The following is a 13,847-nucleotide window of genomic DNA, read 5'->3' as shown; positions in this document are numbered from 1 at the left end:
CAAAAGCGTGCCAAATAGCAAGACACAGGGGGAAAACATGGCAGCTCCGGCGCAGAATCTCAGGATCAATGGCGACAGGTTGTGGGACAGCCTGATGGAGATGGCTAAGATCGGTCCCGGTGTTGCGGGGGGGAATAACCGGCAAACTCTGACCGACGACGATGCCGAAGGTCGCGCCTTGTTCCAGAAATGGTGTGAAGAGGCCGGATGCACCATGGGCCTTGACCAGATGGGCAACATGTTTGCGCATCGTGAAGGCACCGATCCGGACGCTTTGCCGGTCTATGTGGGATCGCATCTGGATACGCAGCCGACCGGTGGAAAATATGACGGTGTGCTGGGCGTTTTGGGGGGGCTGGAAATTATCCGCACGCTCAATGATCTCGGGATCAAGACAAGACATCCCATCGTGGCGACCAACTGGACCAACGAGGAAGGGACGCGGTATGCGCCTGCGATGCTGTCGTCTGGTGTCTTTGCTGGAATGCACACGCAGGACTGGGCTTATGACCGTGAAGATGCCGAGGGCAAGAAATTCGGGGATGAACTGAACCGGATCGGTTGGCGGGGTGAGGAAGAGGTCGGCGCGCGCAAGATGCATGCTTTCTTTGAGTTGCACATCGAACAGGGTCCAATCCTTGAAGCCGAAGGCAAGGATATTGGCGTTGTCACTCACGGGCAGGGCCTGAGTTGGACGCAAATAACGATCACCGGAAAGGATGCCCATACCGGCTCGACCCCGATGCCGATGCGCAAGAATGCGGGGCTCGGTATGGCGCGGGTGTTGGAAAAGGTTGATGAGATCGCTTGGTCCCACGCGCCACACGCCGTGGGTGCGGCGGGGCACATCGATGTCTATCCAAATTCGCGTAACGTGATACCGGGCAAGGTTGTGTTTACGGTCGATTTCCGTTCGCCCGATCTGGTGGTGATCGAGGACATGGAGCGGCGATTGCGCATCGAAAGCCAGAAGATCGCCGACGAAATGGGGCTAAAGATCGCCTTCGAGAAGGTGGGCGGCTTCGACCCGGTGGAGTTCGACGAGGGTTGCGTCGCGGCGGTGCGCAACGCGGCGGAGCGGTTGGGCTATTCGCACCGCAACATCATCTCGGGCGCCGGCCATGACGCCTGCTGGATCAACCGGGTGGCGCCGACGGCGATGGTGATGTGCCCCTGCGTGGACGGGTTGAGCCACAACGAGGCCGAGGAGATCAGCAAGGATTGGGCGGCGGCCGGGGCGGATGTGCTGTTCCACGCGGTCGTGGAGACGGCGGAGATCGTGGAATAAGGGGCGTTACCCCCGTCGCCCATTGGGCGACTCCCCCGGGATTTTTTAGCTAGATGAAGCAAGCGGCGCAGACCGCATCAGGGAGTTCAAAGTGAGTACTGTTATTAAAAACGGAACTGTTGTCACCGCGGATTTGTCATACAAGGCGGATGTATTGGTCGAAGGTGGCGTGATCACCGGGATCGGGATGGGTCTGAAAGGGGATAACGAGCTGGACGCAACTGGCTGTTATGTGATGCCCGGCGGGATCGACCCGCATACTCATCTGGAAATGCCGTTCATGGGCACCTACAGCTCGGATGATTTTGAATCCGGGACCCGTGCCGGGCTTGCGGGTGGCACCACGATGGTGGTTGATTTTGCGTTGCCCAATCCGGGCGAGAGCCTGTTGGACGCGCTGAAGCGATGGGACAACAAATCGACCCGTGCCAATTGCGACTATTCCTTTCACATGGCGGTGACCTGGTGGGGCGAACAGGTTTTCAACGACATGAAGACTGTAATTGAACAACGCGGCATCAACACCTTCAAGCATTTCATGGCGTATAAAGGCGCGTTGATGGTGAATGATGACGAGATGTACGCTTCGTTCCAGCGTCTGGCCGAACTGGGGGGGATCGCGCTGGTGCATGCCGAGAACGGTGACGTGGTGGCCGAACTGCAGGCCAAACTGATGGCCGAAGGTAATACCGGACCCGAAGCGCATGCTTATTCTCGCCCGCCGCAAGTGGAAGGCGAAGCCACCAACCGCGCCATCATGATCGCCGACATGGCGGGCGTGCCACTTTATGTGGTTCATACATCTTGCGAGGAAAGTCACGAGGCAATCCGAAGGGCACGGATGCAGGGCAAGCGCGTTTGGGGTGAACCGCTGATCCAGCACCTGACTTTGGACGAAGGCGAATACGCCCACCCCGATTGGGATCATGCCGCCCGGCGTGTCATGTCGCCACCTTTCCGCGACAAGAAACACCAAGACAGCCTTTGGGCCGGATTGCAGTCGGGGTCGCTCTCGGTGGTGGCCACTGATCATTGTGCCTTTACGACCGAGCAGAAACGTTATGGCGTTGGTGATTTCACTAAAATCCCGAACGGCACGGGTGGTCTTGAGGATCGGATGCCGATGCTCTGGACTCATGGGGTTAACACAGGGCGTCTGACACCGAACGAGTTCGTGGCCGTGACATCGACCAATATCGCCAAGATACTGAATTGCTATCCCAAGAAAGGTGCTGTTCTGGTCGGAGCGGATGCGGATTTGGTAGTATGGGATCCGGCGAAAACAAAAACGATCCAGGCCACTACGCAACAATCTTCGATCGACTACAACGTATTCGAAGGTCACTCGGTGAAAGGCTTACCGCGTTTTACCCTGACACGCGGGCAGGTCGCCGTGCATGACGGCGAAATCCGCACGCAGGAAGGCCATGGCAAGTTTGTTGCCCGCGAGGCCAATACGACGGTGAACAAGGCCCTGAGCACCTGGAAGGAGCTGACCGCACCGCGTCCCATAGAGCGGACAGGTATTCCGGTAACGGGGGTTTGAACCGAGTGTCAGGGCTCAGCACCGATCACGAACTGGCAATGCGGTTGGCCGCCGAAAAGGCGGTTACCTACCGCCTGGGCGTGCCGGACCGCCAGGTGCCTCCAGCGCTGGGTCTAGATGAGGCGGTCGCCAGGTTTCGGACGCCGCTGACCGAGGAAGGTCTGTCCGCCGAAGCGGTCGTTGCGCATATGGCCCGAGATGCGGATGCGGGGATAAACCAGATGTGCTCACCCAATTTTTACGGCTTTGTTCTGGGTGGCTCTCACCCTGTTGGCGTAGCGGCGGACATGTTGGTATCCGCTTGGGGACAGAATGTCGCTTCTTCTGTCGAGACACCGTCGATCACCGGGATGGAGCGTGCCGTATGTGATTGGGTGGTCGATCTGTTAAACCTTCCGCCTGAAAGTGGAGTGGGTATAGCCACCGGGGCGACGCTCGCAAACACCACAGGCATTATGGCTGCACGGCATGCGTTGCTGGCGCAAGAAGGGTGGGACGTCGAGGCGGACGGGTTGTTCGGAGCACCCGAGATTTCTGTGTTGATTGGTGAAGACGCGCATTCGGCGCCATTCGCAGCGCTCAGATACGCTGGATTTGGTGCGTCCCGCGTTCTGAGGGTGGCTACAGATGGTCAAGGACGGATTAGACCGGAGGCATTTCAAAAGGCATTGAGTCGAGCGACTGGGCCTGTTCTGGTTGTTCTCCAGGCGGGACAGATCAACACCGGGGCATTCGATCCTTTTACCGAAGTCATCCCGATGGCCCGTGGGCGAAATGCTTGGATTCATGTGGACGGTGCTTTTGGCCTGTGGCTTGCAGCCGTGCCAGGACTAGCGTCGCGCCTTGCGGGGGTGGAGTTGGCGGACAGCTGGGCGGTTGATCTGCACAAATGGTTGAATGCGCCTTTTGATGCGGGTGTTGCCATAGTTCGCGACCGTGCGTCACTGGTGGCATCGATGTCTGCGCGGGGGGCGTATTTGCCAGCAACCAACGCACATTGGGAACCTACCGATTCTGTTTTCGAGCTTTCTCGCAGAGCACGTGGTGTGCCCAGCTACGCCATTTTGCGCCATCTTGGTCGGAGCGGTGTTCGGGAAATGGTTTCCCGACACTGTGCGCTCGCCAACCGGATCGCCGGGAAGATCGTTGCCGAACCTGGGCTGACGGTGATGAACGATGTGGTGTCAAACCAGGTGGCCATTCGCTGTGGCGACAGCGACGCTGAAACGCGCGAGGTGTTGCGGATCGTGCAGTCAGCGGGGCGGGTATATCCGACCCATGGGCAGTGGCAGGGGCGCGAAATCATTAGGGTTTCAGTGATCGGCTATTCGACACAGGAAGAACACACGGACCAATTGGTGTCCGAACTTATCAATGCTTGGAAGATCGTGCGGGGGAAGAATTGAAGGAAGAAGTCATCAAGGCCGAGAATCTGGATTTGACCTTTCAGACCAATGACGGGCCGGTCCACGCGCTCAAGGATGTGAGTCTCACTATTAACAAGGGCGATTTTGTCAGCTTCATTGGGCCTTCCGGGTGCGGGAAGACCACTTTTCTGCGATGTGTTGCGGCATTGGAAACACCCACGGGCGGCAGCCTCAGCGTCAATGACTTGACACCGGACGAAGCGCGGCGCAACCGGGCCTATGGCTACGTTTTCCAGGCAGCAGGCCTTTATCCTTGGCGCACCATCGCAAAGAACATAAAACTCCCGCTCGAGATCATGGGATATTCTCGTGATGAGCAGGAAGAACGGGCTGACCGGGTTCTGGAACTGGTTGATCTGAAAGGGTTCGGTGGCAAATATCCTTGGCAGCTTTCTGGCGGGATGCAGCAGCGCGCTTCGATTGCGCGGGCTCTGGCCTTTGATGCGGATATTCTGTTGATGGACGAACCATTTGGTGCGCTGGACGAAATTGTCCGTGATCACCTGAACGAACAGTTGCTCAAACTTTGGCGCCAGACTGGAAAGACGATCGGCTTTGTTACTCACTCGATTCCGGAGGCAGTATATCTGAGTTCCCGGATTGTGGTGATGAGCCCGCGTCCGGGGCGGATTACCGATGTGATAGAAAGTCCGCTGTCCAAAGAGCGTCCGCTGGATATTCGCGATACTCCGGAGTTTCTTGAAGTTGCACACCGCGTGCGTGAAGGCTTGAGGGCAGGGCACGCCTATGATGATTGATGCCTTGGATATCGTGGGGTGTATTGCATGAGAAATTTCTTGCCTATCCTGACTGTGCTGGCTGTGCTTGCCGGGCTTTGGTATCTCGCCGTGGCGCCGATGAACATCCGCGTCGCGCTGGATCAGGCCGAGCGAGGCGGAGAGCAGGTTGTGCCCGAAACGTCCTTGGCTCGGCAGAGCGTCTCCGTATGGTGGTTGATGACGCAAAACCGGCATTTGGTCGCCGTAGGCTACGATCTGGAACGTCCGCGTCTGCCAACACCGGCCCAGGTGGGCAGCGAATTGTGGAAAACGACGGGTGAGATGGCCTTGCGAGGCCGAGCGATGTCCAAACGTTCACTGATCTACCACGCGGGGATCACGCTGCAATCGACGCTTTGGGGTTTCTTGCTGGGAACAACCCTGGGAATTCTGGGCGCGGTGGCTATCGTCTATTCCCGCGTCGTGGATATGAGCTTGATGCCTTGGGCGATCATCAGTCAGACAGTTCCTATCGTGGCGCTGGCACCGATGATCATCGTGCTTAGTTCGCAACTTGGAATTGAAGGGCGAGGAGTTCCCAAGGCGATTATTTCAGCCTACCTGTGTTATTTTCCGGTTCTTGTAGGGATGGTAAAAGGGCTGCGTGCGCCGGCCCATTCACAGCTGGATCTGTTGAAAACCTATAATGCCAGTGGGTTAGACGCATTTATTAAACTTCGCCTTCCCAGTTCTGTTCCGTATCTGTTTACTTCTCTCAAGATTGGTGTCGCGGCTTCTCTTGTGGGAACTATTGTAGGGGAACTGCCGACTGGTGCAATCTCGGGGTTGGGGGCACGCATTCTGATCGGGGATCAATTCGGAACGCCACTGGCGATCTGGGCGGCGCTGCTCGCTGCAGCAATTTTGGCAGGTATCCTCGTGACGCTTTTGGATGTGTTGCAGCGGGCAGCGCTCAAGCGGATGGGGATGGAAGCATGAACTGGCTAATGTTCGCCCTGTTGTTCTGGCTCGGTGCTTGGGCGCTGAATTCTTGGCTCGCCCGTTCTCAATTGCGCGATACCCGCTCGGCGCGAATATTCGTTCCAGTCCTGTTTGGGGTGACGCTTCTGATTCTGTGGGAAGGTATTGTAAGGGGGCTGCAGGTTTCTCCAGTCATTCTGCCAGCGCCGTCAGCTGTCGCGCAGACCTTTGCTGCCTCTACGGCCACATTGTGGGAAGATTTCCAGCAAACTGTGTTCAAGGGGGCGATGACCGGATTTCTCATCGGCGGAGCAGCGGCATTGGCAACCGCGATTTTCATCGACAGATCATCGTTCTTGACGCGGGGTCTGTTGCCCATCGGCAATTTCGTTGCCGCTTTGCCAATTGTGGGTATTGCCCCAATACTGGTCAGTTGGTTTGGATTCGATTGGCAATCGAAGGCTGCGGTCGTGGTGGTGATGGTGTTTTTTCCAATACTGGTCAACACAGTGCAGGGATTGCGCGAAACCGATGCGATGCAGCGGGACCTGATGCGCACCTATGCGGCCGGATATTGGCAAACCTTGCTAAAGCTTCGCTTGCCAGCCGCAATGCCATTCGTGTTCAACGGATTGAAAATCGCCACCACCCTGGCCCTGATCGGGGCAATAGTAGCAGAGTATTTCGGTTCGCCGACCCGGGGCATGGGATTTCGCATATCAACGGGTGTCGGAAGCCTGTCCATCGACCTCGTTTGGGCCGAGATCGCGGTTGCGGCACTAGCGGGAACGGCTTTTTACAGTATCGTGGTGTTGATTGAGCGGACGGTTACCTTTTGGCATCCTTCGCAGCGCAGAAGATGAACTACAGGAACAGCAGATCCTCTGAAAGAGGACATTGAAATCAACAAGGAGAGTAAGACATGAGAAAAACGATCACAGGGTTGGCCCTATCCCTGGGCTTTGCTGCCTCAGGCGCTTTGGCGGCCGACGAAGTTACGTTGCAGTTGAAATGGGTTACCCAGGCCCAGTTCGCGGGCTATTATGTGGCCAAGGACAAGGGGTTTTACGATGAAGAAGGTCTGGAAGTCACCATATTACCTGGTGGTCCGGACATCGCTCCGACGCAAGTGATCGCTGGGGGCGGTGCAGATGTTACGGTCGAATGGATGCCCGCAGCGCTGGCTGCACGTGAAAAAGGCCTGCCACTTGTCAATATCGCGCAGCCGTTCAAAAGCTCCGGTATGATGTTGACCTGTTGGAAGGATGCGGGCATAGCCTCGCCTGATGACCTCAAGAACCGCACGCTAGGTGTCTGGTTCTTTGGCAACGAGTTCCCGTTCATGAGCTGGATGAGTCAGTTGGGCATCGATACAGGCGGCAAGGGTGACAGTGGCGTCGAAGTACTCAAACAAGGTTTCAACGTGGATCCGCTCTTGCAGCGTCAGGCGGATTGCATCAGCACGATGACCTACAATGAGTACTGGCAAGTGATTGATGCTGGTGTCAGCCCCGAGGAACTGGTGACGTTCAAATACGAAGATCAGGGCGTTGCGACGCTTGAAGACGGGCTTTATGTCCTTGAGGAAAATTTGGGCGACTCGGCATTTGTCGACAAGATGACTCGTTTCGTGCGTGCCTCGATGAAAGGCTGGAAATACGCCGAAGAGAATCCTGACGAGGCCGCATTGATCGTGCTCGACAATGACGAAACCGGGGCGCAAACCGAAAAGCACCAGAAGCGTATGATGGGTGAAATCGCCAAGCTGACCGCCGGGTCCAACGGCGCGCTAGATCCTGCCGACTATGAACGCACGGTGAGTACTCTGCTCGCTGGTGGTTCTGACCCGGTGATCACTGCGGCGCCGGATGGCGCCTGGACGCATCAGATCACTGATGGCGCCTTGAATTAAGTCGACCACCTTCCTGCTCGAATTGTATACAAGCAACCGACGCGGCCCCTAGAGGGGCCGCGTTTTTTTGGTATCTTGTCGGTTTTGGTGCTGGAGATTTACCGTCGCCGCGTTAAGTTGTTTTGTAAATCTCGGTGATTTAGGCATTATCTTGGTGTGACGGAAAATAATGCAGAATTTTGCGGCAGAACTGCAGGTGGCCATAACCCTGATATTTCAGGGCAATGCCGAGCTTTGGGCGATTGTTCTGTTGTCATTACGTGTCTCAATAATGGCTGTGCTGATTTCCGCGCTCATCGGCATGCCTTTGGGGGCGGCTTTGGCCGTTGGTCGTTTTCCCGGACGACGTGCTGTGATCGTTCTGATTAATGCCTTAATGGGCCTACCACCAGTTGTTGTCGGGCTACTGGTTTATCTGATGTTGTCGCGTTCGGGACCGTTTGGTGTACTACAATTGCTTTATACGCCAACGGCGATGATCATCGCGCAAGTGGTGCTTGTGACACCCATTGTCGCCGCCTTGACCCGTCAGGTTGTGGAAACGCTGGCCGAGGAATATGCCGAACAACTGCTTTCCCTAGGGGTCTCGCGCCTTGCCTCGGTCCCGGTCCTCCTGTGGGACGCCCGCTTGGCGCTGGCGACGGCGTTGTTGGCCGGTTTCGGGCGCGCAATTGCCGAAGTTGGTGCCGTCATAATCGTAGGCGGCAACATCAACCACGTCACTCGGGTAATGACCACCACAATCGCTCTGGAGACATCAAAGGGCAATCTTTCGCTTGCCTTGGCCTTGGGCACGATCTTGATCGCTACCGCCGTTGCCGTGAACGCATTTGTCAGTGCTCTGACGCTTAGATCGGAACGGGAGGGATTGCGCCATGCGTGATCTCAGCGTGGAAGCGATGCGAGGGTTTGAGGCGCGAGGCCTGCGCATCAGACGCAACGACCGTATCTTGCTGGACGTGCCACATCTTCTGCTTGAAGGTCCGGGCCCAACGCTCATTCTTGGCCCGAATGGTGCCGGCAAAAGCCTGTTGCTACGATGCTTGCACGGATTGATTTTTCCAGACGCTGGAAAGGTCATACAGGACGGAACTGTACTCAATAGCGAACAAAAGTCGCGGCAAGCGATGGTGTTTCAGAAACCTGTACTGTTGCGCCGTTCGGTTGCCGCCAATCTGGATTTTGTTTTGAAGCGCCAAAGATTGCCGCGCAATGTGCGACGTCAAAGAATTGCTGAGTTGCTGACCGAAGGCGGTTTGCTAGCCAAGGCTCGGCAATCGGCTCGTTCATTGTCGGGTGGTGAGGCTCAGCGCCTTGCAATTCTGCGGGCGCTCGCGACGGTCCCGGATATCCTTTTGCTTGATGAGCCCACGAGCGCTCTGGACCCAGCTGCAACCCAAGCGATCGAACGAATGATTTTGGACGCTTCGGCACACGGTGTGCGAATCGTAATGGTGACGCATGATATCGGTCAGGCGCGCCGACTGGCGGCAGATATCGTGATGATGCAAGGCGGTCGTGTTGTCGAACATGGTGTCGCCAAACAGATACTTGATACCCCGAAAACCGATGCGGCACGCTGCTATCTCGCCGGGGGCTTGGTGACGTAGTTCAATTATGGAGAAACACATGTTTGGAGCATGGTTCCGGGCAAGTGCGATTGCACTTGCTTTGGCCGCCGGATCGGCACAGGCCGAGGACGCCTTCATTGTCTTGCAATCGACGACGTCGACGCAGAACTCAGGACTGCTGGACTTTATCTTGCCGGGATTTGAAGCTGAAACCGGTATCGAAGTTCGCGTGGTTGCGGTCGGCACCGGGCAGGCAATCAAGAACGCGACCAATGGCGACGGTGATGTCTTGCTGGTGCATGCCAGGCAGGCCGAGGAGAAATTCGTTTCTGACGGTTGGGGGGTTGAACGTTTTGACGTGATGTACAACGATTTTGTGCTGGTCGGTCCGAAAAAAGACCCGGCCCGGATTAAAGGTGGCAATGATATCGTCGCCGCTTTGAGAGCCATTGCCTGGGCTAAAGCCCCTTTCGCTTCGCGTGGGGATGACAGCGGAACGCACAAGGCCGAATTGCGACATTGGGCGAACGCAGGAATAGACGTTGGTGCGGCCTCGGGGGATTGGTATCGCGAAACAGGGTCCGGCATGGGCGCAACACTAAACATAGCAGCCGGAATGGATGCCTATTCTTTGACCGACCGCGCCACATGGATCGCATTTGGTAATAAGGGGAACCTTGAGATACTGATCGAAGGCGATCCCCGACTGTTCAACCAGTATGGAGTTATTCTGGTCAATCCAAATAAGCATCCGGGAGTCAAAGCTGCAGCCGGGAAACGGTTTATTGACTGGTTGCTTAGCGACGATGGTCAATCGGCTATCGCGTCTTACATGCTTGACGGACAGCAACTGTTCTTTCCGAACGCGAAATGAGCCGAGGCGAACCGCCGTGTCGGAATAGGTAGGGTGCCGTGCGGCTTCCTAACCGGACTGCCCGTTGTGGTGAACTGTTCCAAGACCGCAAAGGTCATACCCGCCCAATTCCACCGCTCGTGCTGAGAACCTGTCCGAGCGCAAAAACCCCATAAGGTTTTGCATTGGTGGGTCGAAAAAGGCCCGCCGCCAAATCGCCAGATCAAAGCGTTCCTCGTGGGTCGGAACGAAATCCAGCCCATAAAGACCCGCAAGAGCACCCAGACCAAACCCGGCCTCGGCCTTGCCGTCGTGCAACGCAATGGCCAATTCTTCTTCGGTGCGGGCACAGTGCTGGGGCAGGGCAAGATCATTCGTGTTCAGGCCGTGTTGTTCCAGTTGCGACAGGAACAGGCGCTGGCTGGCAGCGTTGTGTTGGCGCTGCACCACCCGACGACCCCTCAGGTCTTCAAAACCGGTAATGCCAACGCTGCCGCGTGCCAACAGTAATCCGCGTTGGCGACGGGAGATCTCAATCAGAACTACAGGTGCCTCGCCCATACTGTGATGAAGGGTATGTAGGTTGAAACCGTCGGCTTCGTGAATATGCAACGCTGCGGCCTGTGCGCCTCGACGTCTGAGACGTTCCAACCCATCGAAAGACCCATCGTAATACGTTGCAAGTCCTGACCCGCTTTCCCTCAGCGCCCAGTCCAGCAATGGATCATGACTACCGGCCACGATCTGAGGCAATGAAGGTTCCGCAACCTGCGGACCTGAGTGTGACGCTTTGAGCCAAGCCAAAATCTCGGTGCGGGGAAACAGCAGTTTTCCCATAGCACGCACATGTGGAATTTCACCTGATGAGGCCATGTCATAGGCTTTGCGCTCGCCGATCCGCAGCAATTCGGCCAACTCGCGGGTGGTCAGAAACTCGGGCATTCAGTCGAGACGAACCGAGGAACCGGTGTTTGAAGCCGAAAACCCGAATTGCTCCAGCGCCATCGGGGCGGCTGCGGCGACCGCGACCATGGTGGCGAGAGCGGCCAAAAACGCTTTCATCAATGTTCCTCCTGCGAAGTGGCCCAGCGCAGAAACTCAATCAGATCGGCGCGGTCGTCTGCGCTCGTGATCCTCTGCATTGGCATCTTGGAGCCCGGAATGTAGTGGTCCGGCCCAAGATCGAAAAGGGCATTTATGGTCTCTTCTGTCCAGATGATATCAGAGTTTTTTAGTATCTCAGAATACAGATAGTCTGGAAGGCTTCCTGCGCGCCGCCCCCAAAGGCCATGCAAACTCGGCCCGGCCTTGCGACCCCCATCGGAAACGACCGAATGGCAGATGGAGCATTTTCGGAAAAACTGGCGTTCACCATTGTCCATTTCGTCCGGATCCTTCAGAAATGACCGTTCCTTCTCGGCAATCAATCTGTACTCGCCCAGGGCAGACAACGGCCAACTGTACATGACATCGTCAATACCGCCAGCGTGAATGTTTTCTCCGTCCGGAGAAAAGGCCAGAGCCCACACGGGACCATGCAATGTCGCGCGAAAGTCATGGACGATCCCCCAGTTTTCTGTGTCAATCACCATGATATAGCCTTCGCCATCACCAACAGCCATGAGGCGCCTGTCGGCGCTCAACGCCAAGGCCAAAATGGGGCGGCGGTCCAGAGTGAAATCGTGTTCTTCTCCTGTGTCGAGATATAGAACACGAGTGCCGCCATCGACTGCCCCATAGGCCAACCAACCGTCATGTTCGTTCAGGACTAATTCATTGACGCCGAATTCGTGTTTGACGATGCGACGCAGTTCCCTACCGGTTTCGACATCCCACAGGCGAATGGCGCCATCGGCTCCGGCAGAGTACAACTGGCGACCATCGTTACTGAAGGTGACAGCATTCACGCCGCTACTTGTCGGACCCAGAGTTGTCGGCGAACTGCCGTCGACGGGCCATATACCGATGGAAGCGTCCCAACTGGCTGTGGCTACATGCGTTTTGGAAGCGGCGATGCCGACGATCTTACCCTTGTGTTTTCCCACAACGTCACCACCAGGCCATCGGCGCAGCGAGAAATCGTCACCCGCCGAGTAGACCGCAGTTCCATTGAAGATTACTGCATTGACTGCCGCTTTGTGGCCCTCGAGCCATTCTGGCGCGCGCCCGGACCAGATGCCCACGGAATTGTCGAAACTAGCAGTGGCAATGCGACCATCTGGAGCGACCGAGATAGCCATGATCGGCCCACCGTGTCCTTTGAGCGTGAAAAACTCTGCCGCCAAAGGCAGCGGCAGTAGGCTCAATACAAGGATAAGCGACCTCATCTACTCCGCAGGCGAGGTCGCGCTTTTGGAGGCTTGTGCCTCTCGGACCTCATCCAGCCACAGCGAATGGTGCTCACGAGCCCATTGTTCCTCAACTTCACCCGAACCCATTGCGTCGAAAGCGCCTTCCATTCCAATCGATCCCAGATAGATGTGCGCGATGATAATGGCCAGAAAACCGTAGGCGACCATTTCGTGCCATACCTGAGCAAATTGCATCTCTTTATGCGGGGACATTTGTTCGGGTAAGCCCAGCCCAAGATATTCGGGAAGTCCGGTAGCGTTAGCTATGACAAACGTCTTGGCGAACATCGGAAACTCAAATGGGAAAAGCAGTGATAAACCCGATAGGCTAATCGATATGCCAAGAATAACGCACGTCCAGAAGATGATTTTTTGTCCGGCGTTGAACTTCTTTGCCGGGGGATGGCTGCCCTTTGTGAACAAACCGCCGCCCGCAGCAAGCCATTTTATATCATGGCGGTTGGGAATGTTGTGGGCGACCCAGTTCAGCGTGATGATGATCAGCCCCAGCATAAAGGCCCATGCGATATTGTTGTGAACCCATTTGCAGGCCAACGCAATTGAAGCGAAGCCAGTTTTCCCGACAAGCGGAATCAAAAAATCTCGTCCGTAGAGCGTAATCAAACCGGTTGCTCCAAGGATCAGGAACGACCCGCCAAACAACCAGTGACCGAAGCGTTCAAAGCCAGAGAACCGTGTGACAGTCCGCCCCGTTTTCTCGCCATCGATGCGGATCTTGCCTCGGACGAAATAGAATAACAGCAGGACACCCAGCATTGCCCCCAACAGATATGTGCCATAGGTACGAAGCGGGCCAGTACGGAAATTCAACCACCACATGCCGCTGTCCTGAATGATAACACTCGAGGCCGGGCTGCGCGATGAGGTTGTTACATCCGCCGATCCATAGCGAAGAGCGCGGAACACGTCGCTGTCCGACGCAGTGCCGCGCGTGCCTAATTGCCCGATCAGCGCCTCGACGTTTCCCTGACCTGTATTGCCAGAGCGGTAATCGTTGCTGACTTGCTCACCACGCTGACGTGCAAGGATATCTTCAAGAGTCGAAGCTCCGCCTGTTGCAGCACGCGCGTTTTCACCTGTTGCCGTTTCTTGCGCAGATACATCTGCGGCCATTCCAAACGCGAATATGATTGCAAAAATCATTCGGATCATGGCGATACCTATCCCTTTTCAGAGGG

13 protein-coding genes are annotated in these 13,847 nt (G+C 56.3%); 10 read left to right on the top strand and 3 right to left on the bottom strand.

Annotated features, from left to right (window positions below; translation table 11 throughout):
- Window positions 1-37: 37 nt before the first annotated feature.
- The 10 genes from AC2FMY_RS12000 (at window position 38) to AC2FMY_RS11955 (ending at window position 10,318) form a co-directional block, all read left to right on the top strand.
- A complete protein-coding gene (locus AC2FMY_RS12000) occupies window positions 38-1,288 on the top strand; it encodes a Zn-dependent hydrolase (RefSeq protein WP_496748651.1) in 1,251 nt (416 codons plus the stop codon).
- 91 nt (window positions 1,289-1,379) lie between these two features.
- On the top strand, window positions 1,380-2,834 hold the full coding sequence (gene hydA, locus AC2FMY_RS11995) for a dihydropyrimidinase (protein WP_496807436.1): 1,455 nt from the start codon (window positions 1,380-1,382) through the stop codon (window positions 2,832-2,834).
- A gap of 5 nt (window positions 2,835-2,839) precedes the next feature.
- Complete coding sequence (locus tag AC2FMY_RS11990) at window positions 2,840-4,240, top strand: pyridoxal phosphate-dependent decarboxylase family protein (RefSeq protein ID WP_496748614.1); 1,401 nt, start codon at window positions 2,840-2,842, stop codon at window positions 4,238-4,240.
- A complete protein-coding gene (locus AC2FMY_RS11985) occupies window positions 4,237-5,019 on the top strand; it encodes an ABC transporter ATP-binding protein (protein WP_480749896.1) in 783 nt (260 codons plus the stop codon). The genes AC2FMY_RS11990 and AC2FMY_RS11985 overlap by 4 nt, the downstream gene beginning before the upstream one ends.
- Before the next feature lie 27 nt (window positions 5,020-5,046).
- Complete coding sequence (locus AC2FMY_RS11980) at window positions 5,047-5,979, top strand: ABC transporter permease (protein ID WP_480749897.1); 933 nt, start codon at window positions 5,047-5,049, stop codon at window positions 5,977-5,979.
- Complete coding sequence (locus AC2FMY_RS11975) at window positions 5,976-6,824, top strand: ABC transporter permease (RefSeq protein ID WP_496748600.1); 849 nt, start codon at window positions 5,976-5,978, stop codon at window positions 6,822-6,824. Before AC2FMY_RS11980 ends, AC2FMY_RS11975 begins: the two co-directional genes overlap by 4 nt.
- A gap of 59 nt (window positions 6,825-6,883) precedes the next feature.
- Complete coding sequence (locus AC2FMY_RS11970) at window positions 6,884-7,873, top strand: ABC transporter substrate-binding protein (RefSeq protein WP_480749899.1); 990 nt, start codon at window positions 6,884-6,886, stop codon at window positions 7,871-7,873.
- Window positions 7,874-8,042: 169 nt separating this feature from the next.
- The gene (locus AC2FMY_RS11965) at window positions 8,043-8,756 is read left to right on the top strand and encodes an ABC transporter permease (protein ID WP_480749900.1); all 714 of its coding nucleotides are present in this window, start codon (window positions 8,043-8,045) and stop codon (window positions 8,754-8,756) included.
- Window positions 8,749-9,483 carry an ATP-binding cassette domain-containing protein gene (locus AC2FMY_RS11960; RefSeq protein ID WP_496748599.1) on the top strand — a complete coding sequence of 245 codons (735 nt, stop codon included), beginning with the start codon at window positions 8,749-8,751 and terminating at the stop codon, window positions 9,481-9,483. Before AC2FMY_RS11965 ends, AC2FMY_RS11960 begins: the two co-directional genes overlap by 8 nt.
- A 19-nt stretch (window positions 9,484-9,502) precedes the next feature.
- Entirely contained in the window at window positions 9,503-10,318 is an 816-nt protein-coding gene (locus tag AC2FMY_RS11955; protein ID WP_496748598.1) for an ABC transporter substrate-binding protein, read from the top strand.
- Between the two features lie 48 nt (window positions 10,319-10,366).
- Here AC2FMY_RS11955 and AC2FMY_RS11950 read toward each other — a convergent pair whose 3' ends face one another.
- From AC2FMY_RS11950 to AC2FMY_RS11940, 3 genes are all read right to left on the bottom strand, one after another.
- Window positions 10,367-11,239, bottom strand: a complete 873-nt coding sequence (locus tag AC2FMY_RS11950; RefSeq protein WP_480749903.1) for a substrate-binding domain-containing protein — start codon at window positions 11,237-11,239, stop codon at window positions 10,367-10,369.
- A gap of 119 nt (window positions 11,240-11,358) precedes the next feature.
- Window positions 11,359-12,624: a c-type cytochrome gene (locus AC2FMY_RS11945; RefSeq protein WP_480749904.1), complete on the bottom strand. Its 1,266-nt coding sequence runs from the start codon at window positions 12,622-12,624 to the stop codon at window positions 11,359-11,361.
- On the bottom strand, window positions 12,625-13,821 hold the full coding sequence (locus tag AC2FMY_RS11940; RefSeq protein ID WP_496746199.1) for a formate dehydrogenase subunit gamma: 1,197 nt from the start codon (window positions 13,819-13,821) through the stop codon (window positions 12,625-12,627). It lies immediately after the preceding gene.
- Between the last annotated feature and the right edge of the window lie 26 nt (window positions 13,822-13,847).

The organism is Ruegeria sp. YKSE079 (assembly GCF_059612845.1).
The sequence above is the reverse complement of the archived record's forward strand: the minus strand, read 5'-3'. Positions and strand labels throughout refer to the sequence as shown.

Coding starts and splice junctions, on each gene's coding strand:
- AC2FMY_RS12000 (WP_496748651.1), top strand. CDS start 38: ATGGCAGCTCCGGCGCAGAATCTCAGGATCAATGGCGACAGGTTGTGG.
- AC2FMY_RS11980 (WP_480749897.1), top strand. CDS start 5,047: ATGAGAAATTTCTTGCCTATCCTGACTGTGCTGGCTGTGCTTGCCGGG.
- AC2FMY_RS11975 (WP_496748600.1), top strand. CDS start 5,976: ATGAACTGGCTAATGTTCGCCCTGTTGTTCTGGCTCGGTGCTTGGGCG.
- AC2FMY_RS11970 (WP_480749899.1), top strand. CDS start 6,884: ATGAGAAAAACGATCACAGGGTTGGCCCTATCCCTGGGCTTTGCTGCC.
- AC2FMY_RS11965 (WP_480749900.1), top strand. CDS start 8,043: ATGCAGAATTTTGCGGCAGAACTGCAGGTGGCCATAACCCTGATATTT.
- AC2FMY_RS11960 (WP_496748599.1), top strand. CDS start 8,749: ATGCGTGATCTCAGCGTGGAAGCGATGCGAGGGTTTGAGGCGCGAGGC.
- AC2FMY_RS11955 (WP_496748598.1), top strand. CDS start 9,503: ATGTTTGGAGCATGGTTCCGGGCAAGTGCGATTGCACTTGCTTTGGCC.
- AC2FMY_RS11950 (WP_480749903.1), bottom strand. CDS start 11,239: ATGCCCGAGTTTCTGACCACCCGCGAGTTGGCCGAATTGCTGCGGATC.
- AC2FMY_RS11945 (WP_480749904.1), bottom strand. CDS start 12,624: ATGAGGTCGCTTATCCTTGTATTGAGCCTACTGCCGCTGCCTTTGGCG.
- AC2FMY_RS11940 (WP_496746199.1), bottom strand. CDS start 13,821: ATGATCCGAATGATTTTTGCAATCATATTCGCGTTTGGAATGGCCGCA.